At 76.0% G+C, this 25,156-nt stretch carries 22 protein-coding genes; 11 read left to right on the top strand and 11 right to left on the bottom strand.

Features of this window, described 5'->3' with window-relative positions; genetic code table 11:
- Positions 1–58: 58 nt before the first annotated feature.
- Positions 59–1,126: a helix-turn-helix domain-containing protein gene (locus V6U88_RS05260; protein WP_334450329.1), complete on the bottom strand. Its 1,068-nt coding sequence runs from the start codon at positions 1,124–1,126 to the stop codon at positions 59–61.
- Between the two features lie 80 nt (positions 1,127–1,206).
- On the opposite strand from V6U88_RS05260, the gene V6U88_RS05265 reads away from it, so the two are divergent.
- The 3 genes from V6U88_RS05265 to V6U88_RS05275 all read left to right on the top strand — a co-directional run bounded on the left by V6U88_RS05265 (position 1,207) and on the right by V6U88_RS05275 (position 4,240).
- On the top strand, positions 1,207–1,689 hold the full coding sequence (locus V6U88_RS05265; protein WP_334450331.1) for a hypothetical protein: 483 nt from the start codon (positions 1,207–1,209) through the stop codon (positions 1,687–1,689).
- Between the two features lie 69 nt (positions 1,690–1,758).
- Positions 1,759–3,165 carry a class II 3-deoxy-7-phosphoheptulonate synthase gene (locus V6U88_RS05270; RefSeq protein WP_334450333.1) on the top strand — a complete coding sequence of 469 codons (1,407 nt, stop codon included), beginning with the start codon at positions 1,759–1,761 and terminating at the stop codon, positions 3,163–3,165.
- Positions 3,166–3,220: 55 nt separating this feature from the next.
- Positions 3,221–4,240: a threonine aldolase family protein gene (locus V6U88_RS05275; protein ID WP_334450612.1), complete on the top strand. Its 1,020-nt coding sequence runs from the start codon at positions 3,221–3,223 to the stop codon at positions 4,238–4,240.
- Positions 4,241–4,396: 156 nt separating this feature from the next.
- Here the strand turns inward: V6U88_RS05275 and V6U88_RS05280 are convergent, their stop codons facing one another.
- Together V6U88_RS05280 and pknB are read right to left on the bottom strand one after the other, a co-directional pair.
- Positions 4,397–5,260 (bottom strand): deoxyribonuclease IV, encoded by an 864-nt coding sequence (locus V6U88_RS05280; RefSeq protein WP_334450335.1) that lies wholly within the window; start codon positions 5,258–5,260, stop codon positions 4,397–4,399.
- A complete protein-coding gene (pknB, locus tag V6U88_RS05285; RefSeq protein ID WP_334450337.1) occupies positions 5,251–7,230 on the bottom strand; it encodes a Stk1 family PASTA domain-containing Ser/Thr kinase in 1,980 nt (659 codons plus the stop codon). The genes V6U88_RS05280 and pknB overlap by 10 nt, the downstream gene beginning before the upstream one ends.
- A gap of 143 nt (positions 7,231–7,373) precedes the next feature.
- On the opposite strand from pknB, the gene V6U88_RS05290 reads away from it, so the two are divergent.
- Positions 7,374–7,763: an Rv2175c family DNA-binding protein gene (locus V6U88_RS05290; RefSeq protein ID WP_334450339.1), complete on the top strand. Its 390-nt coding sequence runs from the start codon at positions 7,374–7,376 to the stop codon at positions 7,761–7,763.
- Positions 7,764–7,900: 137 nt separating this feature from the next.
- Here V6U88_RS05290 and V6U88_RS05295 read toward each other — a convergent pair whose 3' ends face one another.
- Together V6U88_RS05295 and V6U88_RS05300 are read right to left on the bottom strand one after the other, a co-directional pair.
- Positions 7,901–8,983: a polyprenyl synthetase family protein gene (locus V6U88_RS05295; RefSeq protein WP_334450341.1), complete on the bottom strand. Its 1,083-nt coding sequence runs from the start codon at positions 8,981–8,983 to the stop codon at positions 7,901–7,903.
- A gap of 9 nt (positions 8,984–8,992) precedes the next feature.
- Entirely contained in the window at positions 8,993–10,387 is a 1,395-nt protein-coding gene (locus V6U88_RS05300) for a helix-turn-helix transcriptional regulator (RefSeq protein ID WP_334450343.1), read from the bottom strand.
- Positions 10,388–10,661: 274 nt separating this feature from the next.
- Between V6U88_RS05300 and metF the strand changes: the two genes are divergently transcribed.
- Positions 10,662–11,579 (top strand): methylenetetrahydrofolate reductase [NAD(P)H], encoded by a 918-nt coding sequence (gene metF / locus V6U88_RS05305; protein ID WP_334450345.1) that lies wholly within the window; start codon positions 10,662–10,664, stop codon positions 11,577–11,579.
- A 45-nt stretch (positions 11,580–11,624) separates the two neighbouring features.
- A complete protein-coding gene (locus V6U88_RS05310; RefSeq protein ID WP_334450347.1) occupies positions 11,625–12,314 on the top strand; it encodes a CDP-alcohol phosphatidyltransferase family protein in 690 nt (229 codons plus the stop codon).
- Positions 12,315–12,447: 133 nt separating this feature from the next.
- Here the strand turns inward: V6U88_RS05310 and V6U88_RS05315 are convergent, their stop codons facing one another.
- The 6 genes from V6U88_RS05315 to V6U88_RS05340 all read right to left on the bottom strand — a co-directional run bounded on the left by V6U88_RS05315 (position 12,448) and on the right by V6U88_RS05340 (position 17,787).
- Positions 12,448–13,935 (bottom strand): phytoene desaturase family protein, encoded by a 1,488-nt coding sequence (locus V6U88_RS05315; protein ID WP_334450349.1) that lies wholly within the window; start codon positions 13,933–13,935, stop codon positions 12,448–12,450.
- Between the two features lie 11 nt (positions 13,936–13,946).
- Entirely contained in the window at positions 13,947–15,077 is a 1,131-nt protein-coding gene (locus V6U88_RS05320) for a glycosyltransferase (RefSeq protein WP_334450351.1), read from the bottom strand.
- Positions 15,078–15,144: 67 nt separating this feature from the next.
- Positions 15,145–15,960 (bottom strand): carotenoid biosynthesis protein, encoded by an 816-nt coding sequence (locus V6U88_RS05325; protein ID WP_334450614.1) that lies wholly within the window; start codon positions 15,958–15,960, stop codon positions 15,145–15,147.
- Positions 15,960–16,544, bottom strand: a complete 585-nt coding sequence (locus V6U88_RS05330; RefSeq protein ID WP_334450353.1) for a GNAT family N-acetyltransferase — start codon at positions 16,542–16,544, stop codon at positions 15,960–15,962. The genes V6U88_RS05325 and V6U88_RS05330 overlap by 1 nt, the downstream gene beginning before the upstream one ends.
- Entirely contained in the window at positions 16,541–17,302 is a 762-nt protein-coding gene (locus V6U88_RS05335; RefSeq protein WP_334450355.1) for a monooxygenase, read from the bottom strand. Before V6U88_RS05335 ends, V6U88_RS05330 begins: the two co-directional genes overlap by 4 nt.
- Positions 17,299–17,787, bottom strand: a complete 489-nt coding sequence (locus V6U88_RS05340) for a YbaK/EbsC family protein (protein ID WP_334450357.1) — start codon at positions 17,785–17,787, stop codon at positions 17,299–17,301. Before V6U88_RS05340 ends, V6U88_RS05335 begins: the two co-directional genes overlap by 4 nt.
- Before the next feature lie 493 nt (positions 17,788–18,280).
- Here V6U88_RS05340 and V6U88_RS05345 point away from each other — a divergent pair, with 493 nt between their 5' ends.
- From V6U88_RS05345 to V6U88_RS05365, 5 genes are all read left to right on the top strand, one after another.
- Entirely contained in the window at positions 18,281–18,730 is a 450-nt protein-coding gene (locus tag V6U88_RS05345) for an SAV_6107 family HEPN domain-containing protein (protein ID WP_334450359.1), read from the top strand.
- A gap of 95 nt (positions 18,731–18,825) precedes the next feature.
- Positions 18,826–19,557 carry a hypothetical protein gene (locus V6U88_RS05350; RefSeq protein ID WP_334450361.1) on the top strand — a complete coding sequence of 244 codons (732 nt, stop codon included), beginning with the start codon at positions 18,826–18,828 and terminating at the stop codon, positions 19,555–19,557.
- On the top strand, positions 19,554–21,242 hold the full coding sequence (locus V6U88_RS05355) for a DNA polymerase Y family protein (protein ID WP_334450363.1): 1,689 nt from the start codon (positions 19,554–19,556) through the stop codon (positions 21,240–21,242). Before V6U88_RS05350 ends, V6U88_RS05355 begins: the two co-directional genes overlap by 4 nt.
- A gap of 198 nt (positions 21,243–21,440) precedes the next feature.
- A complete protein-coding gene (locus tag V6U88_RS05360) occupies positions 21,441–24,851 on the top strand; it encodes an error-prone DNA polymerase (RefSeq protein WP_334450366.1) in 3,411 nt (1,136 codons plus the stop codon).
- Positions 24,852–24,947: 96 nt separating this feature from the next.
- Positions 24,948–25,127, top strand: a complete 180-nt coding sequence (locus V6U88_RS05365) for a hypothetical protein (protein WP_088961103.1) — start codon at positions 24,948–24,950, stop codon at positions 25,125–25,127.
- The last annotated feature ends 29 nt before the right edge of the window (positions 25,128–25,156 follow it).

Below are 25,156 nucleotides of genomic sequence, written 5' to 3' on the forward strand. Positions count from 1 at the left end.
ACGCACCACCCACAAGGCGGGGAGGGACACCCACGGTCCCTCCCCGCCCCGCGTGCGCTCACCGCCGTGCGGTCCGCTCCCGGTGCTCGCGGGGCGACATCCCGTACCGGGCGCGGAAGGCCCGGCTGAAGTGGGCCCGATCGCGGAATCCCCACCGCGCGGCCACCTCGTGCACGGCCATGTCGCGCAGCCGGGGATCGGCCAGGTCGCGCAGGCAGCGCTCCAGGCGGCGGGCGCGGATGAGACCGGCGACCGTGGTGCCGCTGCCCTCGAAGAGCCGGTGCAGCGCGCGCAGCGACAGGTGGTGCGCCGCGGCCACCGCGGCGGGGTCCAGCTCCGGATCGGCCAGGTGCGACCGCACGAACGCCTCGATCCGGGTACGCAGGCCGGTGGCCCGGACGTCCACCGGCAGGGCGCGGGCGTCGTCGAGCCGGTCGGCCAGGGTGCCGGCGATCAGGGCCAGCGCCACCTGGTCGAGGTGGGCGGCGTCCGCCGACGCGTACTGCTCGGGGTGGTCGGTGACCTGGCGCAGGAAGCGGGCCAGCAGCAGCCCCATCCCGGTGTCGGCGGGCAGCTCGGTGGTGAGCAGCTCCTCGATCCGGTGCGCCGGTAGCGGCAGCGCCGCGTGGGGCACCAGCGCTGTCACCGTATGCAGGGGGCCGACGGCGGCTCCGTCCGGGCGGTGCGACGACCCGTGCGGGCGGACGGTGTCGACGAAGGCGAAGCCGGAGGGCGCGAACGGCGTCTGGCGGCGCTGCTGTACCAGCTCGCCGTGCCCGGACAGCGGCAGGGCGAGCTGGTACAGCTCGGGGTCCGTGCTGCGGATCATCCGGGGCGTGCGGTGCAGCTCCAGGGAGGGGTACCGCCACACCCCGAGCCGGACCACCCCCAGGTCGACCAGGTGGGCCGAGGCGGCGAAGTCGGCGGCGTGGTCACTGCTGATCCGGGCCGGCACCGACTCCCGGGCGACCAGGTCCTGCCAGAAGTCGAACCGTTCGGCCGAGGGCAGCCACGCGGTGTCGACCGACGCCACGGGAAGGATGGGGGTCACCTCCTGCGCTGCCAGGGGCGGCGGCTTCATCGCCCGTCCACAATTGTGAAGGATGTTGCCCGAGGTCATGGGCATGACGGCGTGCTATGCAACGTCGTCGATGTGACAGACTCGCCGCTCGGCATCTTGCGATGTCCGCAGCGAGGGGAGGACCCATGCGCCCGAGGCACCGCGCCGCCGGCGTCGCCGCGCTGGCACTGCTGCCGCTGTCCCTGCTCGGCTGCGGGATCGGCGGGGACGACGACGCGGGCTCCGGCCCCGCCGTCGGGCGCGCCCCCGCCGAGGAGGCGGCCAGCAAGTCCCGCGAGCGGGTGCAGGCCTACCTCGACGCGATGACCGCCAAGGACGTCGCCGCCGGCCGCAGCCAGCTCTGCGCCCCGATGCAGGAGGCCTTCGACGCGGCGGCCACCGGCCCGAACGGTGACTTCGCCGACCACTTCGAGGTGCCCAAGGCGACCATCACCGACGTGCGCTCCGGCCCGCGCGGGCAGGAGGTCAGCGCCTCCGTGACCGTTTCGGTCGGCACGCGGGACCTGACCCGGCCGCTGCTGTTCACCGTCACCCGCAGCGGCGCCGACTGGTGCATCTCGGGCGAAGCGCCCGGCGGGAACACCCCGGAGCCGTCGGTCAGCCCCTGACCCTCCCATCTGCCGGAACCGTCACCCTCGACGGCGGGTCGCCCCGGCCGTCGCCGTACGCTTTCTCTCATGCGCCATGAGTGGCATCAGCTGAGCTACCCCGCCGTGAGCAGCCCCGGGCTGCAGACCAGCCGACCCACCGTCGACTCCGCCGAGGACGCGGCCCTCGGCCTGGACCGCTGGCGGGAACTGCCCCGGGCGCAGACCCCGCCCTGGCCCGACCCGGCCCAGGTGGCCGAGGTCTGCAAGGTGCTCGACGTCGTTCCCTCGGTGGTCGCGCCCTACGAGGTCGACCAGCTCCGGCAGCGCCTCGCGCTGGTCTGCGAGGGCAAGGCCTTCCTCCTGCAGGGCGGCGACTGCGCCGAGACCTTCGCCGACAACACCGAGAGCCACCTGCTGGCCAACGCCCGCACCCTGCTCCAGATGGCGATCGTGCTGACCTACGGCGCGTCCCTGCCGGTGGTCAAGGTCGCCCGGGTCGCCGGCCAGTACACCAAGCCCCGGTCCCTGCCGACCGACGCCCGCGGCCTGCCCGCGTACCGCGGCGACATGATCAACGCGCTGGAGGCCACGCCGGAGGCGCGGATCGCCGACCCGCAGCGCATGATCCGGGCGTACGCGAACTCGGCCGCCGCGATGAACATGCTCCGCGCGTACCTGGCCGGCGGGCTGGCCGACCTGCACGCCGTGCACGACTGGAACAAGGGCTTCGTCAAGAACTCTCCGGCCGGGGAGCGCTACGAGGCGATCGCCCGGGAGATCGACCGGGCGCTGGCCTTCATCCGCGCCTGCGGGATGACCGAGGACGAGGCGCTGCGCACCGTCACCCTCTACTGCTCCCACGAGGCCCTGGCCCTGGAGTACGACCGGGCGCTCACCCGGGTCTCCGACCGCCGGGCGTACGGCCTGTCCGGGCACTTCCTCTGGATCGGCGAGCGGACCCGGCAGATCGACGGGGCGCACATCGACTTCATCTCCCGCATCGCCAACCCGATCGGCGTGAAGCTCGGCCCGACCACCAGCCCGGACGAGGCCATCGAGCTCTGCGAGAAGCTCAACCCGGACAACGTCCCCGGCCGGCTCACGCTGATCAGCCGGATGGGCAACCACAAGGTCCGCGACGCGCTGCCGCCGATCGTGGCCAAGGTGACCGCCGCCGGCGCCAAGGTCGTCTGGCAGTGCGACCCGATGCACGGCAACACCCACGAGTCGTCCAACGGCTACAAGACCCGGCACTTCGACCGGATCGTCGACGAGGTGCTCGGCTACTTCGAGGTGCACCGCGGCCTGGACACCCACCCGGGCGGCCTGCACGTCGAGTTGACCGGCGAGGACGTCACCGAGTGCCTCGGCGGCGCCCAGGGCATCGAGGACCTCGACCTGCCCGATCGGTACGAGACCGCCTGCGACCCGCGACTGAACACCCAGCAGTCGCTGGAGCTGGCCTTCCTGGTGGCGGAGATGCTGCGTGGCTGAGGGTGCGAGCGTGAGGAGTGAGCTTGCGAGCCCCGCAGTCGCGAGCGAAGACATGATCGTTGATCTACGGTCCGACACGGTGACCCGGCCCACCGCCGGGATGCGGGAGGCGATGGCCACCGCCGAGGTCGGCGACGACGTCTACGGCGAGGACCCGACCGTCGCCGCGCTGGAGGCCGAGGTCGCCGCGCTCTTCGGGCACGAGGCGGCGCTGTTCGCCCCGACCGGTTCGATGGCCAACCAGATCGCCCTGCAGCTCGTCGTGCCCCCCGGCGACGAGCTGCTCTGCGACGCCGACGCGCACGTGGTCACGTACGAGATCGGCGCCGCCGCCGCGTACGGCGGGATCTCCTCGCGGACCTGGCCGGCGGTCGGCGCGGACATCGACCCGGACATGGTCGCCGGCATGGTCCGGCCCGACGGCTACTTCGCGGTGCCGACCCGGGCGATCGCCGTCGAGCAGACCCACAACCGGGGCGGCGGCGGGGTGATCCCGCTGGCCACGCTGCGCGAGCTGCGCCGGGTCGCCGACGAGCACGGGCTGGCGCTGCACTGCGACGGCGCCCGGATCTGGCACGCCCACGTCGCCGACGGGGTGCCGCTGGCCGGGTACGGTGCGCTCTTCGACACCCTGTCGGTCTGCCTCTCCAAGGGGCTCGGCGCGCCGATCGGCTCGCTGGTGGTCGGCAGCGCCGAGAAGATCGAGCGGGCCCGGTTCCTCCGCAAGCGGATGGGCGGGGGCATGCGCCAGGTCGGCGTCCTCGCCGCCGCCGGCCGGTACGCGCTCGCCCACCACGTCACCCGGCTCGCCGAGGACCACGCGAAGGCCGCTCGGCTGGCCGAGGCGGTGGCCCCGTTCGGGGTGCTGGCCGCGCCGGTCCGGACGAACCTGGTCCCGCTGGACCTGACCAAGCACCCGCTGGACGCGAAGGCCCTCGCCGCCGCCGCCCGTGCCGAGGGGCTGCTGGTCTCGGTGCTCGGCCCGCGCACCGCCCGCCTGGTCACCCACATGGACGTCGACGACGCCGGGATCGACCGCGCCGTGGAGATCCTCACCCGCCTGCTCCGCGCCTGACCCGCTCCCGCACCCGAGCCCCGCGCCCACCCCGGGCCCGGGGCTCGGTGCGTTGATCAAGAGGTTTGCGTCAGGTTCCGGCTCCGGGCGGACGCAAACTTCTTGATCAACCCGGGCGGTGCGGGTGGGTGGGGTGGGGCGGCGGGGCCGGGTGGGTCAGGGGTGGAGGCGTTTGAGGGTGGCGATGTCGGCGGCGTGGCCCTCGTGCTTCTCCGTGGGGGTCTCCACCACCACGGGGACGCCGGCGGTGGCCGGGTGGGCCATCAGCTCGGCGAACGCGGGCTCGCCGATGCTGCCCTTGCCGATGCTCTCGTGCCGGTCCCGGGTGGAACCGCACAGGTCCTTGGAATCGTTGGCGTGCACCAGCCGCAGCCGGTCCGCCCCCACGGTCGCCACCAGGGTGTCCAGGGTCGCCGTCATGCCGCCTTCGGCGGCCAGGTCGTGCCCGGCCGCCCAGGCGTGGCAGGTGTCGAAGCAGACCCCCAGCCCCGGGTGCCGCTCCACCGCGTCCAGGTAGGGGCCCAACTGCTCCACCCGGGAGGCCAGCGAGCGGCCCCCGCCCGCGCTCGGCTCGACCAGCAGCATCGGCCCGCCGGCCGCCGCCGCCTCGTCCAGCAGCGGCAGCAGCGTCTCGCGAACCTGCCGCAAGGCGGTCTCGGCGTACCCGGCGTCGACCGCGCTGCCCGCGTGGAACACCACCCCCTGGGCGCCGATCGCCCGCCCCCGGCGCAGCGCGTGCGCCAGGGTCTCCGCCGACCGCTGCACGGTCGCTGCGGTGGGGGAGCCGAGGTTCACCAGCAGCGAGGCGTGGATGAAGACCGGTACGCCCCGCTCGGCGCAGCCGTCGGCGAAGAGCGCGTCCTGGGCCGGGTCGCCGGCCGGCAGTGCCCAGCCGCGCGAGTTGGAGACGTAGACCTGCACCACCTCGGAGCCGGCCGCGTCGACGTACGGCAGGGCCGCCCGGGCCAGGCCGCCCGAGGTGGGGGTGTGCGAGCCGACCGGTCGCCTGGTCACAGGCATCCGATCGTGACCGGCGTCGCCGGCGGCACCGGGGAGTTCTCCGGCGGGTTCTGGAACCGGACGATCCCGTTCGGGTTGAACTGCACGGTCACCGGGAAGCCCTGGCTCTCCAGTTGCTGCTTGGCCTGCGGACACGGCAGGTCGACGACCCGGGGCATGATCACCTGGGCCGGGCCCTTGCTGACCTCGAGCCGGACCTGGGCGCCCTTCTCGACCCCGGTGCCGTTGGCCGGGCTCTGCCCGAGGATCTCGTCCTTCGGCTTGTCCGAGTCCTTGTACGTCTCCGTCGGCACCAGGCCGAGCTGGGCCAGCGTGGCCCGCGCCTCGGCGAGGTTCTTGCCGAGCAGGTTCGGCACCGTGATCGGAGCCCGCCCCTTGCTCAGGATGACGGTGATCTTCGTGCCCGGCTTGACCTCGGCGCCGATCTTCGGGTCGGTCGCCAGCACCACCCCGGCCGGCAGGTCGTCGTCGTAGCGCGGGGTGCCCTTGGCCACCACCAGCTTCGCGCCGGTCAGCTCCGCCTCGGCCAGCTCGAACTCCTTGCCCACGACGTCCGGCACCGGGAACCGCTCCGGGCCCAGCGAGAGGGTGAGCGTGATGGTGCCGCCCTTGAGGATCTTGGCAGCCGAGACCGGCTCCTGCGCCACGACGCTGTCCCGCGGGGTCTGCTCGTCGTAGCGGGGCTCGGCGTAGGCCAGGGTGAAGCCGGCCTTGTCCGCCTGCGCCTGGGCCTGGGCCTTGCTCAGGCTCACCAGTTCCGGGGCGACCGTGTAGCGGCCCACCCCGACCCACCAGCCGCCCATCGCGGCGAGCAGGCCGAGCGCCACCACCGCGGCGGCGACCGAGAGCCGGCCGCGCGGGCTGCCCATCACCTGCGTGCGCAGCGCCGCGAACCGGGCCTTGAGGTCCGGCTCCGGGGCGGCCCGGCGGCGGTGCCGCTGCTGGCCACCGTCGGGCAGTCGGGCCCAGGTGGGCCGCTCGGCCGGGCGGACCGCCGCCACGATCATGGTCGGCTGGGCCACCGCCGAGTTCTCGTCGCCCACCGGGCGCAGCACGGCAGTGTGCGTGTTCGGGTTGCCCAGGTCGTCCCGGGCCACCTGCACCTCGGCCAGCAGGGCGCCGGCGTCGGTCGGGCGTGCGCCGGGGTCGCGCCGGGTGGCCCGCGCGACCAGGTCGTCGAGCGCCTTGGGCAGCGCGGGCACCAGGGTCGACGGCGCCGGTACGTCCCGGTCGACGTGCTGCCAGGCCACGTCCACCGGCCGGTCCCCGTCGTACGGGACCCGCCCGGTGAGCATCTCGAACAGCACGATGCCGGCCGAGTAGACGTCGGTGCGCGGGTCGGCGTGCCCCTCGGTGACCAGTTCCGGCGCCACGTACGCGACGGTCGCCATGAGCTGGTTGCCGTTCTCCTCCTCGGAGCTGGCCTCGACCGCGCGCGCCAGGCCGAAGTCGGCGACCTTCACCACGCTGTCGACGAGGTTCGCCACGCCGCCGGTGGGCGCCTCGGCGACCAGCACGTTCTCCGGCTTCACGTCCCGGTGCACCAGCCCGGCCCGGTGCGCGGCGGCGATCGCGGCGAGCATCTGCTCCATGATCGCCAACGCCTCGTCCGGGTTGAGCCGGCGCCGCTCGGCCAGCACGTCGCGCAGGGTGCGGCCGCGGACGTACTCCATCACCAGGTACGGCAGCCCGCCGTGGCTGCCCTGGTCGTAGACCGCCACCACGTTCGGGTGGGTCAGCCGGGCGATCGTCTTCGCCTCGTCGGTGAACCGCGCCATGAACCCGGCGGCCCGGCTGCGGGCCTCCGGCGCCTGGGTCGGGTGAATGATCTTGACCGCCACGGTGCGCTCCAGGCGCTCGTCGGTGGCGGTGTACACGGTCGCCATGCCGCCGCGCGCGACGCGCCCGCGAATGCGGTAGCGCCCGTCGAGCAGCGAGCCCAGCAACGTGTCGGCGACCTGTGTGTCCATCGGCAGGCAGTCTATGTGTCCAGAGGGTGAAGGTTGAACAGGATGCTACAGCCGGTGGCCGATCCGATCCGTCCCGCCGCGCTTCCGCAGGCCAACCGGGGTGCCGGTGCACCCCGCCCGGGACGACGTGGCAGGGTTGTCGGGTGACCGATTCCGTACCCGCCGACCAGGCTTCCGGCGCCGCGCTCGCCGGCCCGACCGACCCGGCCGACTGGCTGACCCTGCCCGACGTGGCCGAGCGCCTCGACCTGCCGATCAGCAAGATCCACCAGATGATCCGCGACCGCGAGTTGATCGCCGTCCGCCGCGACGGCGTCCGCCGGATCCCCGCCGACCTGGTGGCGAACAAGACGGTGCTCAAGCACCTGCCCGGCGTGCTGAACCTGCTGGCCGACGCCGGCTACGACGACGAGGCCGCCATGCGCTGGCTCTACCAGCCCGACGACACCCTCACCGGCGGCACCGCCGCGGCCACCCTCGGCGGCGACCACGCCCGCGAGGTCAAACGCCGCGCCCAAGCCCTCGGCTTCTAACCCCCGCACCCCCGCGCCCCCCGCCCCCAGGGTCTCCGCGTTGATCATGAAGTTGGCGGCAGTCGTGGATCTCCTGACTGCCGCCAACTTCATGATCGCCGGGGTTCCGGGGAGGGGAGGGGAGGGGAGGGAGGGGGTTAGTCGGCGCGGCGGGTGGCGGCGATGGCCAGGTCGACCAGGGCTTGGCGGGCCTCGGTGTCGAGGTCGACGGTGGTGAGGGCGGCCAGTGCGGCGTCGGTGAGGGTGACGATCCGCTGCTCGGTGCGGGCCAGCGCCCCGCTGGCGGTGATCAGCTCCCGCAGCCGGGTCACCCCGGCCTCGTCCAGCTCCGGATCGCCCAGCTGGCCGAGCAGCAACTCCCGACCGGCGTCGTCGGTCGCCTCCACGGCCGCCGCCACCAGATAGGTGCGCTTGCCCTCGCGCAGGTCGTCCCCGGCCGGCTTGCCGGTCTGCGCGGGGTCGCCGAAGACGCCGAGCACGTCGTCGCGGAGCTGGAACGCCTCGCCCAGCGGCAGCCCGTACGCCGAGTACGCCGTGCGTACGTCCGCCGACGCCTGGGCCAGCGCGGCGCCGAGCAGCAGCGGCCGCTCGACCGTGTACTTGGCCGACTTGTACCGGGCCACCTTGCTGGCCCGCTCCACCGAGGTGTCCCCGATGGCCTGGGTCAGCACGTCCAGGTACTGCCCGACGGTGACCTCGGTACGCATCTCGTCGAAGACCGGCCGGGCCCGGGCCACCGTGCCCGGCTCCAGGCCGGCGGAGTGCAGCAGCTCGTCGGACCAGACCAGGCAGAGGTCGCCGAGCAGGATCGCCGCGGCGTCGCCGAACCCGTCCGGGTCGCCGCCCCAGCCGGCCGCGCGGTGCCGGGCGGCGAACCGCCGGTGCACCGCCGGCTCGCCGCGACGGGTGTCCGAGCGGTCCATCAGGTCGTCGTGGATCAACGCGCTGGCCTGCACGAACTCCAACGCCGCCAGGGCGGTCACCACGTGGTCGGAGTCGACCCCGCCGGCGCCCCGGTACCCCCAGTACGCGAACGCCGGGCGCAGCCGCTTGCCGCCGCCCAGCACGAACGCCTCGATCGCCTCGGCGACGGGCACCAACGCGTCGTCGACGCCGGTCATCCAGGTGCGCTGGTTGGCCAGGAACTCGGCCAGGGCCTTGTCGACGCGCTGACGCAGGCCGGCGCGGTCGACGGGAGAGACGGGAGCTGCGTGGGTCACGTACCGACGCTAGCCGGTCGGCGTTGGCCGCGTGCCACCACCGGGTCGGCGCGTCGCACCCGACCCGCCCGGCGGCCCGGCCCGCCGCCCCGCCGACGACCGGACGGGGGTGGTGACCGGGCCGCGGGGCAGGAAGCCGCGGGCGTCGGCGAGCAGCGCGGCGTAGCGGCGTACCGCCGGCTCCCCGCCGTGCGCGGCCAGCCGGCGCTCCAGCTCGGCCAGCGGGGTCGCGGCCCGCGCCGACCCGGCGCGCACCGCGTCCAACAGCGCGGCCCCGGCCACCGCGCAGGCCTGCTCCACCTCGCCGAGCTGGAGCAGGCCGCGGGCCAGCCAGCCGCCGTAGACCGCGGCCCGGCGAGGTCGGCCGGCCCGCCGGGCCGCGCGCAGCAGCGGCAGGGCCGGCCGGGGCCGGCCGAGCGCGACCAGGGTGCGGCCGGTCATCGCCGCCAGTTCGGCGCCGTCGAGCCAGTAGAGCCAGGGCGGCTCGGCGGCCGGCTCGATCGCGCCGCCTGCGCGTCGCGCCGCGTCGAGGGCCTGCCGGGCGGCCCGGGTCCGCCCGCCCAGCGCGGCCGCCAGCGCCACCCGGTGCAGCAGCAGCGCCCGCAGCCCGGGACCGGCCGAGCGGCGGGCCCCCGCGTACGCGGTGCGGGCCAGCAGCAGCGCACCCTCCGGGTCGGCGGCCCCGGCCAGCAGGTGGCTGGCCGATCCGAGCACGTGCCCGGCGAGCGCCGGGTCACCGGCCGCCGCGGCGGCCCGTAGCCCGAGCCGGTAGGCGTCCAGCCCGGCGGCGGGATCGCCGGCGTCGGCGTGCAGCCACCCGGCGAGCTGGGCCGTCTCGGCCAGCACCGGCAGCAGCCGCCGCCGCTCGGCAGGGCCCGCCCCGGCCAGCGCCCGGGCCGCCCGCCGCAGCCGGTACGCCCCGGCCGGGGCCAGGTCGGCGCCGCCGCTGAGGTCGTCGAGCCGGCGCAGTTCGGCCAGCTCGCCGGGGCCGGGCGGCCCGCCCGGCTCGGACCGCCCGGGTACGCCCGCGTCGGCGGCGCGGTCCACCACCGCCGGTGCGACGAGCAGCGGCGCGTGCGGGTCGGCCACCCAGCGTTGGGCCAGGGCCAGCAGGGCCGACCGGGACCGCGATCCGCCCGCGCCCACCGGGCCGCGGTGCCGGCTGCGCCCGGCGGCCTCGACCAGCAGCCCGGCCGGCGCGTCGAGCACCAGGGCCAGCCGGTGCAGCCAGCGGTCGCCCGGCAACCGGGCCTGGCGCTCCCAGCGGGAGATCTCGTGCCGAGTCACGGTGGGGGCGCCGGAGGCGGCGCAGAGCTCGGCGGCGAGCCGCTGCTGGCTCCAGCCGCGGGCCAGCCGCAGCTGGGCGATCAGCGGCCCGAGCAGGCGGGGGTCGGGCGGGGTCATCGGTCCTCCGGTCGGGCGTCGGCGCGGCGAGCCGGCCGTCCGGCAGGACGGGACCGGCGCGCCGTCGGTCGGTGCTGACCCCCGCGCGTGCCCCCGGGCACCGGCCCCGACCGGCGCCACCCGCGCTGGTTCCTGTCTACCCCGGGGGTACGACGGCGGGCCGGACCCGCCGTGCGTCGCCGCGCCGACCGGCCCGCCGCCGTACGCCGACGGCTGTCGATGCCACGATGGGAAGATCGTGGGTACGCGGGCCGGTGCCCGCTAGAGTCAGGACGTGGCGCTCGGTCTTCCCTCCGTCCTCCCCAATCCCCAGCCGGCGATCGGGGCGTTGATCCGTGACCGGCAGCCGACCTTCTCCTTCGAGTTCTTCCCGCCCAAGACGGCTGAGGGCGAGCGGCTGCTCTGGCAGGCCATCCGGGAGCTGGAGTCGCTGCGGCCCTCGTTCGTGTCCATCACCTACGGCGCGGGCGGGTCGACCCGGGACACCACGGTGGCGGTGACCGAGCGGATCGCCACCGAGACCACCCTGCTGCCGATGGCCCACCTGACCGCGGTCAACCACTCGGTCGCCGAGCTGCGCAACGTCATCGGCCGGCTGGCCGGCGTCGGGGTGCGCAACGTGCTCGCCGTGCGCGGCGACCCGCCGGGCGACCCGGGTGGGGAGTGGGTCCGCCACCCCGAGGGCGTGCTCTACGCCGAGGAACTGGTCCGGCTGGTCCGCGACGCCGGCGACTTCAGCGTCGGCGTGGCCGCCTTCCCGTACAAGCACCCGCGTTCCGCCGACGTCGCCAGCGACACCGCGCACTTCGTCCGCAAGTGCCGGGCCGGCGCGGAGTTCGCGATCACCCAGATGTTCTTCGACGCCGACGACTACCTGCGGCTGCGCGACCGGGTCGCCGCCGCCGGCTGCGACACCCCGATCCTGGCCGGCGTGATGCCGGTGACCCAGATCGGCACCATCGAGCGGTCCGTGCAGCTGTCCGGGGCACCGTTCCCGCCCGCCCTCGCCGAACGGTTCGCGCGGGTCGCCGACGATCCGGAGGCGGTGCGCCGGCTCGGCATCGAGCAGGCCAGCGAGATGTGCGCCCGGCTGCTGGACGAGGGGGTGCCGGGGATCCACTTCATCACCCTCAACCGGTCCACCGCGACCCGGGAGGTCTGGCGCAGTCTCCAGGCCGGCGCCCGGGTGTGAACGCCCGCACCCCGACACCTGAACCGCGCCGCGACGGTTGAGGAGATGGTGGGCACACAGCTGAAGTGGGACGACTACGCGACCGCCTGGGCCCGGCTGCACGGCGGCTTCGACCCGCGCGCCGCCGCGCCGGTGGTCCGGGCCTGGCTGCGTTTCGCCTACCACGTGGGGTACATCCTCGGCCGGCTCCGGGTCGGCCCGACCGCGGTGACCGTGGCCGGGGTGCTGCTCTGTCTCTGCGTGCCGCTGTTCTCCGTACGGTCGGTGAACGGGCCGCTGCTGGGGGCGTTGTTCGTGCTGCTCGCCGCGGTGGCGGACAGCGTCGACGGGGCGGTGGCGGTGGCCACCGGCCGGACCACCCGGCTCGGCTACGTCTACGACTCGGTCGCCGACCGGCTCGGTGAGATCGCCTGGCTGACCGCGTTCTGGCTGGTCGGCGCGCCGGGCGCGCTGGTGGTCGCCGGCGGTGCGCTGTCCTGGCTGCACGAGTACGTCCGGGCCCGCGCGGTCGCCGCCGGGATGCGCGACATCGGCGCGGTGACCGTGGGGGAGCGCCCCACCCGGGTCTGCGTGGCCCTGGTGGGGCTGCTGCTGGCCGGGCTGACCGGGCTGATCGACCCGGACCTGGCCGCCGGCACCATCACCATGGCCATCGCCGTCTGGGTGCTGCTGGCCGGCTTCGGCCTGGGGCAACTGCTGTCGACCGTGCGCCGCGCCCTGATCGACGCCGGCTGACCCCTCGCCGCCCCGCCCCGGCCGGACAGGCCGCCATGATCGACACCGTTTGCGGCGTGTCGGGGTGACTCCGTCGCCGGACACCCCGACACGCCGCAAACCGTGCGTCAGAGGTGGCCTCGGACGGCGCGCGTTACCAGGCCGGGCCGATCTCCTCGGCGACGATCTGCGCGGAGAGGGTGACCATCGGCAGGCCGCCGCCCGGGTGGCTGGAGCCGCCGACCAGCCAGAGCCCGTGCACCGGGCCCCGATTGGCCGGGCGCAGCAGCCCGCCCGCCGTGCCGTAGATCGTGCCGCCCGGCGCGCCGGTGGCGGCGTCCAGATCGGCGGGGGTGCGGACCTCCCGGAACACCAGCCGGTCGCGGACGTCGACGCCCCGCTCGGCGAGCACGTCGAGGATCCGGTCGGCGTACGCCTCGGCGAGCCCCGGCCGGCGCCAGTCCACCGCCCCGGCGGCGGTGCCGTGGCGCGCGGCGTTGACCAGCACGAACCACGACTCGTGCCCGTCCGGGCGGACCATCGGGTCGTCGGCGACGGTGACGAAGACGGTCGGGTCGGCCGCCGGCCGGGCCCGTACGCCCCGCCCCGGGTCGCCGAAGACCGCGTCGAACTCGGCGTCGTAGTCGCGGGGGAAGAACACGTTGTGGTGGGCCAGCCCGGAGTCGCCGCGTACCCCGAGCAGCAGCACGAAGCCGGCCAGGCTGCGGTCGGTCAGCCCGGCCAGCCGGCGCGGGGCGGGCAGCAGGTCCCGGTAGAGGGTGAGCGCGTCGGTGTTGGCCACCACCACGTCGGCGGGGACGGGCGCGGTGGCGCCGGCGAGGCGTACCCCGTGCACCCGGCCGCCCGCGGCGTCGATCCGGGTGACCGTGGCGCCGGTCTGCACGACCACGCCGAGGTCCAGGCAGCGCGACAGCAGCGCGTCGGCCAGGGTGCCCAGCCCGCCGCGCAGGTACCAGCCGCCGAAGGTCAGTTCGGCGTAGGGGACGGCGACCAGCGCGGCCGGGGCGCGGCGCGGGTCGGCGCCGGTGTAGGTGGCGTACCGGTCGAGCAGCATCCGCAGCCGCGGGTCGGACAGCTGCGACCGGCCCAGCCCGCGCAGGCTGCGGCCGGGACCGATGGCGGCCAGGTCGCCCAGCCGCCAGGCCAGCGCGGCGAGGTCGCGTGGCGAGCCGACGGCCCGGCGCAGGATGTCGCGGTGCGAGGCCTCCCACACCCGGGCGGCCCGGCGCCAGAGCCGCTGCCAGTCGGCGGCGGCCCGGTCGCCGAGGGCCGCGCCGATCCGGGCGGCGAACTCGGCCGGGTCGGCGCAGGAGTCCAGCGCCGGCCCGCCGCCGGGGAAGACGTGCCGCACGATCGGGTCCAGCGGCACCAGGTCGAGGTACTCGTCGAGCTTGGCCCCGGTCGCCTCGAACAGGTCGTGAAAGACCTGGGGCAGGGTGAACAGGCTGGGGCCGGTATCGAAGTGGAACGAACCCGCCGGGGTGTCGTGCGCGTACCGGCCGAGCTTGCCGCCGACGGTGGCGGCCCGTTCGAAGACGGTGACCTCGTGTCCGGTGACGGCCAGCCGGGCGGCGGCGGCCAGGCCGCCCACCCCGGCGCCGACGACCACGATCCGCGCCATGCCGCGTCCTCCTAGCTGACCGGGCGGCCCCGCCAGGACAGACGTCGCCGCTTCCGCAGATGGTACGACCGCAGGGTCAGCCAACCGAGGACCACGACCGACACGGGGTGTGTCAGCGCGTCGGGCCAGGCCCGGCCGCCGGTGGCCCGGGCGCTGAGCACCCGCCCGGCGACCCCGAGCAGGTAGCCGGCGGCCGCGAGCGCGGCCACCGTCGGCGCGCCGGCTGCCAGCGCCGCGACGGTGGCCAGCGGGGGCGCGGTGTAGAGCAGGAGCAGCAGGGTCACCACGAGCGCCGCCGCGCTCGGGCGGCCGAAGGAGGCCCAGAGCGACTTGGTGTAGCCGTCGCGCAGCTGCGGCCAGTCCTCGTACATCCGGCAGGCGGCCAGCCGGGAGCCGTCGGCCAGGGCGATCCGCCCGCCGGACCGCTTGACCGCCCGGGCCAGCTCGATGTCCTCCAGGACCTTGTCGGCCACCGCGGCGTGCCCGCCGGCCCGCTGGTAAGCGGCCCGGTCCACCACCAGGAACTGCCCGCCCGCGGCGGCCAGCGACGGCCGCGGCGAGCGTTCCATCGCCCGCAGCGGCAGAAAGGTCAGCCACAACCACTGCAGCAGCGGCTGCACCAGCCGGTCGGCCGCCGTCCGCACCAGGATCCGGGGGTACGGCGACAGCAGCGTCGCCCCGGCGGCGCGCAGTTCGGTGACCGCCGCCGCGACGGCGTACGGGGTGAGCACCACGTCGGCGTCGACGAAGACCAGGGCGGTGGCGTCCGGGCCGACCCGGCCGGCGAGCTGGTGGCAGGCGTGCGGCTTGCCCAGCCAGCCCGGCGGCGGGGTGACCCCGGTGAGCAGGGTGACCCGGGGATCGTCGCCGGCCACCGCGCGGACCACGTCGGCGGTGCCGTCGGTCGACCCGTCATCGAGCACCACGATCCGCAGCCGTGGCACCCCCTGCTGGGCGAGCAGCGACCGCAGGCAGCCGGTCAGCCGGGCCGCCTCGTCGCGCAGCGGCAGCAGCACCGCCACCGCCTCGGTGACCTCGACCGGCCCGCCGGCGGGGCGGCGCAGCCACCGGCCCGCGTTGACCGCGGTGTGCGCGGTCAGCGCGGCGAGCGCGAGGACCAGGCCGAGGAGCGCGGCAGTCATGCCGTCGCCGCCCGGCGGTCGAGGGCGCCGTGAGGCTGCCGCGCGCGCTCCCCGCTGCTGCGTCCGCTCATGCGGTGGCGTCGACGCCGGGACGCGCCGGCCGGCGGGGTGCCCGCCCGTCGTCGCCGTGCCGGCGGGCGCGGAGCAGCGTCACCGCCAGCGGCACCGCGGCCGCCGCCATGCCGGCCGCGCCCCAGAGCGCCGAGGCGGGCAGGTCGAGGAAGACCGCGTGGGCCAGCACGCTGGAGAAGTACGTCCACAGGTAGAGCGCGAACATCGGGTCGTCGCGGGAGTCGGTGACCGCGACGGACGGCCCGGCCAGCGGGCGCAGCGCGCTCATCAGCAGCACCGCGAAGAGCAGCCAGCCCAGGTAGTTGCTGACCGGGATGTCGGGCAGCCCGGGCAGGGCCGGGTCGGCGTCCCGCCACACCCAGTAGCCCTCGGCCACCATCTGCGGGTCGAGGAAGAGGTCCCAGGCGGCCAGCCCGACGGCGGCCAGCGCGATCCGGCCGGGCCCGGACGAGGTCAGCCGGACGGCGGCCAGCCAGGCGGGCCACGCCATCCAGGTCCAGGCCAGCGGGATGATCAGCGGCACCCCGGCCAGCTTCGGGCCGAGTTCGCCGGAGTAGTCGTAGCTGCCGAACGGGAAGCCGGTGGCGACCCCGAGCGCCTCGATCGCGAAGCCGCCGCCGGTGGCCACCGCGACCAGCGCTCCCGCCGTACGCGGGCCGCGGCGCAGCAGGGCGTGGCCGACCGAGAGCAGGTAGCCCAGCACGACGGTGGCGACGGTCAGCCGGGCCCGGGTCTCGCCGGTGGTGAGGGGGTAGCAGATCTGGGCGAGGACGAGGACGGCCAGCAACGCCCAGGGGGCCCGCTGTCGGATCACGGCACGGCCGGGCCGGACTCGGCGGTGGCGGCCGGCTCGGCGGCGGCCAGCGGCAGGTCCCGGCCGAGCACGCCGAAGGGGCGTTCGTCGCCGGGGAAGTGGAAGTGCCGCAGCACGTCGACGAAGCCGAAGCGCCGGTACAGCCGCCAGGCCCGCGACGTCTGCTCGTCGGCCTCCGGGGTGGACAGCAGGGTGGTGGTGCCCTCGGCGAGGGTGAGCAGGGCGGTCAGCTGCCGGGTGCCCAGGCCGTGTCCCTGCGCGGGCGGCCGGACGTGCAGCTCCACCACCTCGAAGCAGTCGGTCAGCCAGCGCCGGCGGGCCCGCGCGTCCAGGGCCCGGTGCACCTGGTCGTGCCACCACTGCCCGGGCGCGCCCAGGTAGCCGTACCCGAAGCCGGCCAGGCGGCCGTCGGTGGTGAGGCTGGCGACGGCGCGGAAGCCGGGCCGTCGCACGTGGGTGGCGATGTAGCCACGGCGGGCCTCCAGCAGGTCGGCGCGGTAGTTCATCGCCTCCCCGTAGACGGTGACCACGTCGTCCAGCCGCCGGACGAGATCGTCCGGCGTCCACCGCACCAACCTCATGCGTGTCCCTTCACCGTTGCCGCGTCGCCGTCGGCGACCCACCCCAGCACCGTCCGGTCGCCGACCACGTCGCGCACCTCGAACCGCGCGAAGAGCTCCTCCGCGTACCACCCCTCGGTGGGGGTGCGGCTGATCGCGGCGCGGTGCTCCGGGTGACGGTACGCGAACGCCACGAGGTCCGTCGGGTCGCGCCACACGCTGACCGTGCCCTGCCAGCCCAGCGGGGCCTCGCCGACGCCGAACCGGGCGAGCAGGCCGGGCGCGGCGTGCAGCGCGGCGGCCACCGGGGGGATCGCCGTCCAGAAGGTGGCCGCCCGGCGGGGCCGCAGCCGGGCCCGGGTCAGCGCCAGCACCGGCCCGTCGACCCGGCCGCCGGGCGGGTCGCCGAACGGGCGCCGGCCGGACCACTCGCCCCGGCTGCTCACCGGGCGCAGGTCGACCCGGACGGCCGCCCGGGCGATCCGGGCCCACGCCCGGCCCACCGGGGAGGCGTCGAAGCCCTCGGCGGCGGCGGGGGAGTCCCAGACGGTCAGCGCGGCCCACCGGGTCAGGTCGGCGTCGCCGGGGTCGAAGCCGGTGCCGGTCCCGGTGCCGAGCAGCTTGCCGAAGCGGACGCCCGGCGTGGCGCGCAGCCGGCGCGGGTCGAGCGCCATCCGGGTCAGCGCCCGGGGCAGCGCGGCCCGGGAGACCCGCCACACGTGCAGGGTGACCAGCTCGGGGACGGTGTCGCCGGCCGCCGCCCCGGCGGGCTCGCTCACGCCACCTCGGTCGGGGTGCCGGCGGTGATCCGCAGCAGGTCGGCGTACGTGCTGGGGAAGACCGCCTGCGGCACCCCGCCGGCCGCCCAGATCTCGGGGTACTCCTGCAGGGCGGTGTCGACCAGGGTGCGCAGCGGGCGCGGGTGGCCCAGCGGGGCGACCCCGCCGATCACCTGGCCGGTGTGTTCGCGGACGAACTCCGGGGTGGCCCGGCGCAGCCGGGTGACCCCGAGCCGGACGGCCAGCTCGGCGGTGTCCACCCGGTGCGCGCCGGAGGTGAGCACCAGCAGCGGGGCGTCGTCGGCCTCGAAGACCAGTGAGTTGGCGATGGCGCCGACGTCGACGCCGAGCGCCGCGGCGGCGGCGGCCGCGGTGTGGACCGCCTCGGGCAGCAGGCGGACCGCGCTGGGCGCGCCCGCGCCGTCGCGCGCGTCCGCGCCGTCGAGCGCCGCCTGCACCGTCCGTACGTTCGGGTGTGGCTGCATGTCGCCATTCTTCCCGGTACGCCCCGGCGCGGTGGGGCCGGTCGGCAGGTCGGCGCGTCGGCTCCCCGGCCGCGGTCGATGGGAGCCGGCGGCACGCCGGACGCCACACGTTGCGTTTTCGTCGGAGGGAGGGTGTACTGTCAGAGCAGTTAGAACGAGTGTTCGATTGAGTCGTACGCCCGTTCCAACGCCCGGGAGCGGTGTTTCGCGGCTCCGGCTCCCGGGAGAGGTGCGGTTTCGCGGACCGCACCGGGTTCCGGGCAGTCGCGAGCCCGGTCCCGTCAAGGCAGGATCGTCGTCCGCCGCCCACGACCCCCGGGCGGCGGACGACGAACCCGCCGGTCCGCCGGCCGGGTGTGGTGTGGGGAAGCGTCCACACCCGGCCGGCCCCCCATCCGGTGCGTCTTCCTCCGCACCACCCGCTCCGGGCGCCCGCCGACGGATCCTCTCCGTCGCGCGTCGCGCCCGCCCCGGTCACGCGGAGGAGACAGTCATGCCGACCAACCCGGCCCAGGCACCGACGGTGCCCGCGCACGTGCTGCCGCACCGCACCCCGGCCCAGCTCCTCGCGGTGGCCCGGATCGGGCTCAGCGAGGCCGCCCAGACCCGCCCCGACGGGCTGCGCTACGCCGCGGCCCACCTCGCGGCGCTGCGCGCGGCCGCGGCCCTGCTCGCCGCCCGCGCCCGCCCCGCCCCCACCCGACGCCACCGGATCACCAGCGTCTGGGTCCTGCTCTCCACGGTCGCCCCCGAGCTCGACCAGTGGGCCGCCTACTTCGCCGCCGGCGCCGGCAAGCGGGCCGCCGCCGAGGCGGGGATACCCCGCGTGGTGAGCGCCCGGGAGGCCGACGACCTGCTCCGGGCCGCCGAGCAGTTCGTCTCGGTGGTGGAGACCGCGCTCGGCCTGGCCCACCAACCGACCCTCGACGGCCTGGCCGCCTGACCCGACGCCGCCCGGGTCCCCCGCCGGGCACACCCGGCGTCCATCCGGCAGCGACACCTGATCCACAGCAGAGAAACACGACGGGGGGTTGGTCCATGGCGGGCCGCATGGTGGTCGGTTCCGCCGCACTGGCCGGTCTGGTACGCCCGGCGAGCGCGCCGGACCCGGCGGGCGGCCACCGGGTGCTCCCGGTGGCGCCCGAGCTGACCGGCCTGCTGCCCAACCGCGGGCTGCGCCGGGGCAGCACGATCGCGGTCTCCGCCGGCCAGCCCCGGCGTAGCGGCGGCACCTCCCTGGTCCTGGCGCTGCTCGCTGAGGCGTCCCGGGCCGGCTCCTGGTGCGCGGTGGTCGGGGTGCCGACCTTCGGGGCCGGCGCGGCCGCCGAGGTCGGGATCGCCCTGGACCGGCTCGCCCTGGTGCCCGACCCCGGCCCGGAGTGGCCCACCGTCGTCGCGGCCCTGATCGACGGGGTCGACGTGGTGGTGACCGCCGTGCCGCACACCGTCTCCGCCTCGGTCGCCAACCGGCTCGCCGCCCGGGCCCGGCAGCGCGGCAGCGTGCTCGTCCCGTACGGCCGGTGGGACGGCGCGGACGTCACGCTCCAGGTGGTCCGCGGGGTCTGGGAGGGGCTGGGGGCGGGCCGGGGCCGGCTGCGCCGCCGCGAGGTGACCGTGTCGGCGCGCGGGCGCGGCGCGGCCGCCCGGCCCAAGGAGATCAAGGTCTGGCTGCCCGGCGACGGGCTCACCCGCGTCATCCCCCGGCCGGCGGCCGCGGACGGCGTCGGCCGGTCCCGGCGTGGCGCGCTCACCGTGGTCGGGTCGGCGTGACCGGCACGCCGGTGCGCACCCTGCTGCTCTGGTGCCCGGACTGGTCGGTCATCGCCGCCGAGATCGTCGACGGGGTGCCGGCCACCGGCCCGGTCGCCGTGCTGCACGCCAACCGGGTGGTGGCCTGCTCCGAGCAGGCCCGCGCCGAGGGGGTGCGGCGGGGCCTGCGCCGACGGGAGGCCCAGGGACGCTGCCCGCAGCTGACCGTCGTCGACCACGACCCCGGGCGGGACGCCCGCGCCTTCGAACCGGTGGTCGCCGCCGTCGAGGAGGTCGTCGCCGGCGTCGAGGTGGTACGCCCCGGCGCCTGCGCGGTGGCCGCCCGGGGCCCCAGCCGCTACCTCGGCGGCGAGGAGGCGGCCGCCGAACGGATCATCGAGCAGGTGGCCCAGGCCTGCGCGGTGGAGAGCCAGGTCGGGATCGCCGACGGGGTCTTCGCCGCCGGGCTGGCCGCGCGCGCCGGCCGGGTCGTGCCACCGGGCGGGACGCCGGAGTTCCTGGCCGAACTGCCGGTCGAGGCGCTCGGCCGGCCCGCGCTGGCCGACCTGCTGCGCCGGCTCGGCGTGCGTACCCTCGGCGACTTCGCGGCGTTGCCCGGCGGTGACGTGCTGGCCCGGTTCGGCCTCGACGGGGCGCTGGCCCACCGGCTCGCCGCCGGGCGCGACGACCGCCCGCTGGCCGTCCGGCAGCCCCCGGTCGACCTGGCGGTGACCGCCGACCACGACGAGCCGCTCGACCGGGTCGACGCGGCCGCCTTCGCCGCCCGCGCGCTCGCCGAGCGGCTGCACGACCGGCTCGCCGGGTACGGGCTGGCCTGCACCCGGCTCGGCATCGAGGCGGTCACCGCGCACGGCCAGGAGCTGCACCGGGTCTGGCGGCACGACGGCCTGCTCACCGCCGCGGCCATCGCCGACCGGGTCCGCTGGCAGCTCGACGGCTGGCTCTCCGGCAGCACCGGCCGGGCCGGCGCCCGCCCGGCCCGGCCGACCGCCGGGATCGTCCGGCTGCGGCTGGTCCCCGACGGGGTGCTGGCCCGGTCGGGGCTGCAACCCGGCCTGTGGGGCGAGACCGGCGAGGAGCGGGAGCGGGCGCACCGGGCGTTGAGCCGGGTGCAGGGCATCCTCGGCCCGGAGGCGGTGGTCACCGCCGTGCTCGGCGGTGGTCGTTCCCCGGCCGACCAGACCCACCTGGTTCCCTGGGGCGACGAGCGGCTCCCCGCCCGCCCCGGCCCGCCGCCGCTGCCCGGCGAGCCGGCCCTGGGTGCCGACCGGGTCGCCGGTGCGGGCCGTGCCACGGGCGCCGGCCGGGCCGCCGGTGCGGGCCGTGCCGGTGGCACCGCCGGCGGGGGGAGCGCCGTCCCGCCGTGGCCGGGGCGGCTGCCGCCGCCCGCACCGGCCGTGGTGCTGCCCACCCCGCTCACCGCGACCGTGCACGACGCCGCGGGTGAGCCGGTCGTGGTCAGCGCCCGCCTGACGGTGAGCGCCGCGCCGGCCCGGCTGGCCGTCGGTACGGCCCGGCCGGTCGAGATCGTCGGCTGGGCCGGCCCGTGGCCGGTGGACGAGCGCTGGTGGGCCCCGGCCGAGGCGCGGCGCCGGGCCCGGTTCCAGGTCTGCCTGGCCGACGGCGCCGCCCTGCTGCTGGCGGTCGAGGCCGGCCAGTGGCTGGTGGAGGCGATCTATGACTGAGCCGGTCCCGTCCGGTCCGGGGTGGTTCCCTCGCGGAGCCGGCGCGCCCGACCGGCTGGTCCGCTCCGTGTCGGGGGCGGATGCCCCGGTGAGCGACATGACTGTCAGGCATATTCATGACTCTCAGACATATCGCTCACCGACCCTTCCGTCGGTGGAGCCGGTCGTCGGGACCCGGTCGCCCGCGGGGGCGATCAGATGAGCTTCCACAACCCCAAGCTGCCCTGGTCGGAGCTGGAACGGGTGCTCTCCGGGCGAGCCGGCGACGGGTCGGGCGGCGACGGGTCGGGCGGTGGCGGGAGGCCGCGGGGTGGGCGGTCGCGCGAGGAGCGGCACCTGCACGTGGTCGACCCGCTCGCGGTCGACGCCGACGGCGGTGACGCCCCGGCCTGGAGCCGCAAGCGCCAGCAGTACGAGGCGCCCGAGCTGCCCTCCCCGGACGGCACGGTCCCGTACGCCGAGCTGCACGCGCACACCAACTTCAGCTTCCTCGACGGCGCCAGCCACCCGGAGGAGCTGGCCGAGGAGGCCGCCCGGCTGGGGCTCACCGCGCTCGCCGTCACCGACCACGACGGCTTCTACGGCGTGGTCCGCTTCGCCGAGGCGGCCCGCGCGCTGCACCTGCCGACGATCTTCGGCGCCGAGCTCTCCCTCGGGCTGCCCGGTCCGCAGAACGGCGAACCCGACCCGCACGGCGCGCACCTGCTGGTGCTCGCCCACGGCCACGAGGGGTACGCCCGGCTGGCCGCCACCATCTCCCGTGCCCAGCTGCGCGGCGGGGAGAAGGGCCGCCCGGTCTACGGCGAGCTGGAGGAGGTCGCCGCCGAGCTGCGCGACCACGTGCTGGTGCTCACCGGCTGCCGCAAGGGGCACGTGCCCGGCGCGCTGCTCACCGAGGGCGTCGACGCGGCGGCCCGCGAGCTGGACCGGCTCACCGCCCTCTTCGGCGCCGAGACGGTGGCGGTGGAGCTGACCGACCACGGGCATCCGGTCGACGCCGACCGCAACGACGCCCTCGCCGAGCTGGCCGCCACCGCCGGGCTGCCCACGGTGGCCACCAACAACGTGCACTACGCGACCCCGAGCCGGCGCCGGCTCGCCACCACCCTGGCGGCGGTCCGGGCCCGGCGCAGCCTGGACGAGATCGACGGCTGGCTGCCCGCCGCCGCCACCGCGCACCTGCGCAGCGGCGCGGAGATGGCGGCCCGGTTCGCCGCGTACCCGGGGTCGGTGGCGCGGGCCGCCGAGTTCGGCGCCGAGCTCGCCTTCGACCTGCAGCTCGTCGCGCCGCAGCTGCCGGCGTACCCGGTGCCGCCGGGGCACAGCGAGATGAGCTGGCTGCGCCACCTGACGATGGTGGGCGCCCGGGAGCGCTACGGCCCGCCCGAGGCGCACCCCGAGGCGTACGCGCAGCTGGAGCACGAGCTGCGGATGATCGACGAGCTGGGCTTCCCCGGCTACTTCCTGGTGGTCTACGACATCGTCACGTTCTGCCGGGAGCAGGACATCTACTGCCAGGGCCGGGGTTCGGCGGCGAACTCGGCGGTCTGCTACGCGCTGCGGATCACCAACGTCGACGCGGTCCGGCACCGGCTGCTCTTCGAGCGCTTCCTCGCCCCGGAACGCGACGGCCCGCCCGACATCGACGTGGACATCGAGTCCGACCGCCGGGAGGAGGTGATCCAGCACGTCTACACCCGGTACGGCCGGGAGCACACCGCCCAGGTCGCCAACGTCATCTCGTACCGGCCCCGCTCGGCGGTGCGGGACGTGGCCAAGGCGTTCGGTTTCTCCCCCGGCCAGCAGGACGCCTGGAGCAAGCAGATCGACCGGTGGGGCTCGGTGGCGTCGGTCGACGTCGAGGACATCCCCGAGCAGGTGGTCGCGTACGCCAACGAGCTGCAGACCTTCCCCCGGCACCTGGGCATCCACTCCGGCGGCATGGTGATCTGCGACCGGCCGGTGATCGAGGTGTGCCCGGTGGAGTGGGGCCGGATGCCCGGCCGCAGCGTGCTCCAGTGGGACAAGGACGACTGCGCCGCCGTCGGCCTGGTCAAGTTCGACCTGCTCGGCCTGGGCATGCTCTCCGCGCTGCACTACGGCTACGACATGATCGGGATGACCCTCGACCTGGGCGACATGACGCTGGACGACCCCGAGGTCTACGACATGCTCTGCCGGGCCGACTCGGTCGGGGTGTTCCAGGTGGAGAGCCGCGCCCAGATGGCCACCCTGCCCCGGCTCAAGCCCCGCGAGTTCTACGACCTGGTGGTCGAGGTGGCGCTGATCCGGCCCGGCCCGATCCAGGGCGGCTCGGTGCATCCGTACATCCGGCGCAAGAACGGCCAGGAGCCGGTGACCTTCGCGCATCCGCTGATGCGCAACGCGCTGGAGAAGACCCTCGGCGTGCCGCTGTTCCAGGAGCAGCTCATGCAGCTCGCGATCGACCTGGCCGGTTTCGACGCGGCCGGGGCCGACCAGCTGCGCCGGGCCATGGGGGCCAAGCGCTCGGTGGAGCGGATGGCGCAGATCGCCGACCGGCTCTACGCCGGGATGGCCGAGCGGGGCATCACCGGCGAGCTGGCCGACGACGTCTACCGCAAGCTCACCGCGTTCGCCAGCTACGGCTTCCCGGAGAGCCACGCGATGAGCTTCGCCTACCTGGTCTACGCCAGCTCCTGGCTCAAGCGCTACCACCCGGGACCGTTCCTGGCCGCGCTGCTCAACGCCCAGCCGATGGGCTTCTACTCGCCGCAGACCCTGGTCGACGACGCCCGCCGGCACGGCGTGGAGGTCCGCCGGCCGGACATCAACGCCAGCGGGGCCAAGGCGGTGCTGGAGTCGACGCCGGAGACCCGGTGGGGGAGCCAGCCGGGGGAGCCGCCGCACGCCTGGGGGCTGGGCGGTCCGGCGGTCCGGCTCGGGCTGGGCAGCGTACGCACCCTCGGTGACGACGTGGCCGAGCGGATCGAGGCGGAGCGGGCGGCGCACGGGCCGTACCGGGACATGCCGGACCTGGCCCGGCGGGTTGGGCTCACCGCCGCGCACTTGGAGGCGCTGGCCACCGCGGACGCCTTCGCCTGTTTCGGGCTGACCCGGCGGCAGGCGCTCTGGGCCGCCGGCGCGGCGGCTCAGGACCGGCCGGGCCGGCTGCCCGGCACGGTGACCGGGACGGCCGCGCCCACCCTGCCCGGGATGGAGGCGGTGGACCGGCTGGTCGCCGACGTCTGGGCGACCGGGCTGTCCCCGGAGAGCCATCCGGCCCGGTTCATCCGCGACCGGCTCGACGCCCTCGGCGCGGTGCCGATCGCCCGGCTCGGCCGGGTGGAGCCGGGTCGGCGGATCCGGGTCGGCGGGATCGTCACCCACCGGCAGCGGCCCGGGACCGCCGGCGGGGTCACCTTCCTCAACCTGGAGGACGAGACGGGGATGCTCAATGTCACTTGCTCCCCGGGGCTGTGGCAGCGCTACCGTCGGATCGCCCGCACCAGCGCGGCCCTGGTGGTGCGAGGCCGGTTGCAGCGGCACGAGGGAGTCACCAGCCTCACCGCGGATCGGCTGGACGCCATCGAGCCACCGGTCAGCCCGGCGTCCCGGGATTTCCGTTGATCCAGTGATCCACATTACGGTTTCCTCGGACGCCAGGCGGGAGACTTCCGGCACGTGCGGGCAGAGTGGCCCGCTCGCGGCAAGGGGGAAGACGCGATGACGTCGAACAGCATGCACACCGGCGGCGTGGCGAACGCCCGGCGTACCCGGCTCGCGGCCGGATGGGCGCCGGCGCAGGACGTGGAGACGCGCGAGTACCAGGTGCACGACGGCCCGGTGGCCAACGCCAACCGGTCCCGCGCGGAGGAGGACCCCGCCGCCGGCGGCGAGTCCTGACCAACGCGGTACCGCCTGCGGGGGGTCCG

Source organism: Micromonospora sp. CPCC 205739 (genome assembly GCF_036906795.1).
Classification (GTDB): Bacteria; Actinomycetota; Actinomycetes; order Mycobacteriales; family Micromonosporaceae; genus Micromonospora.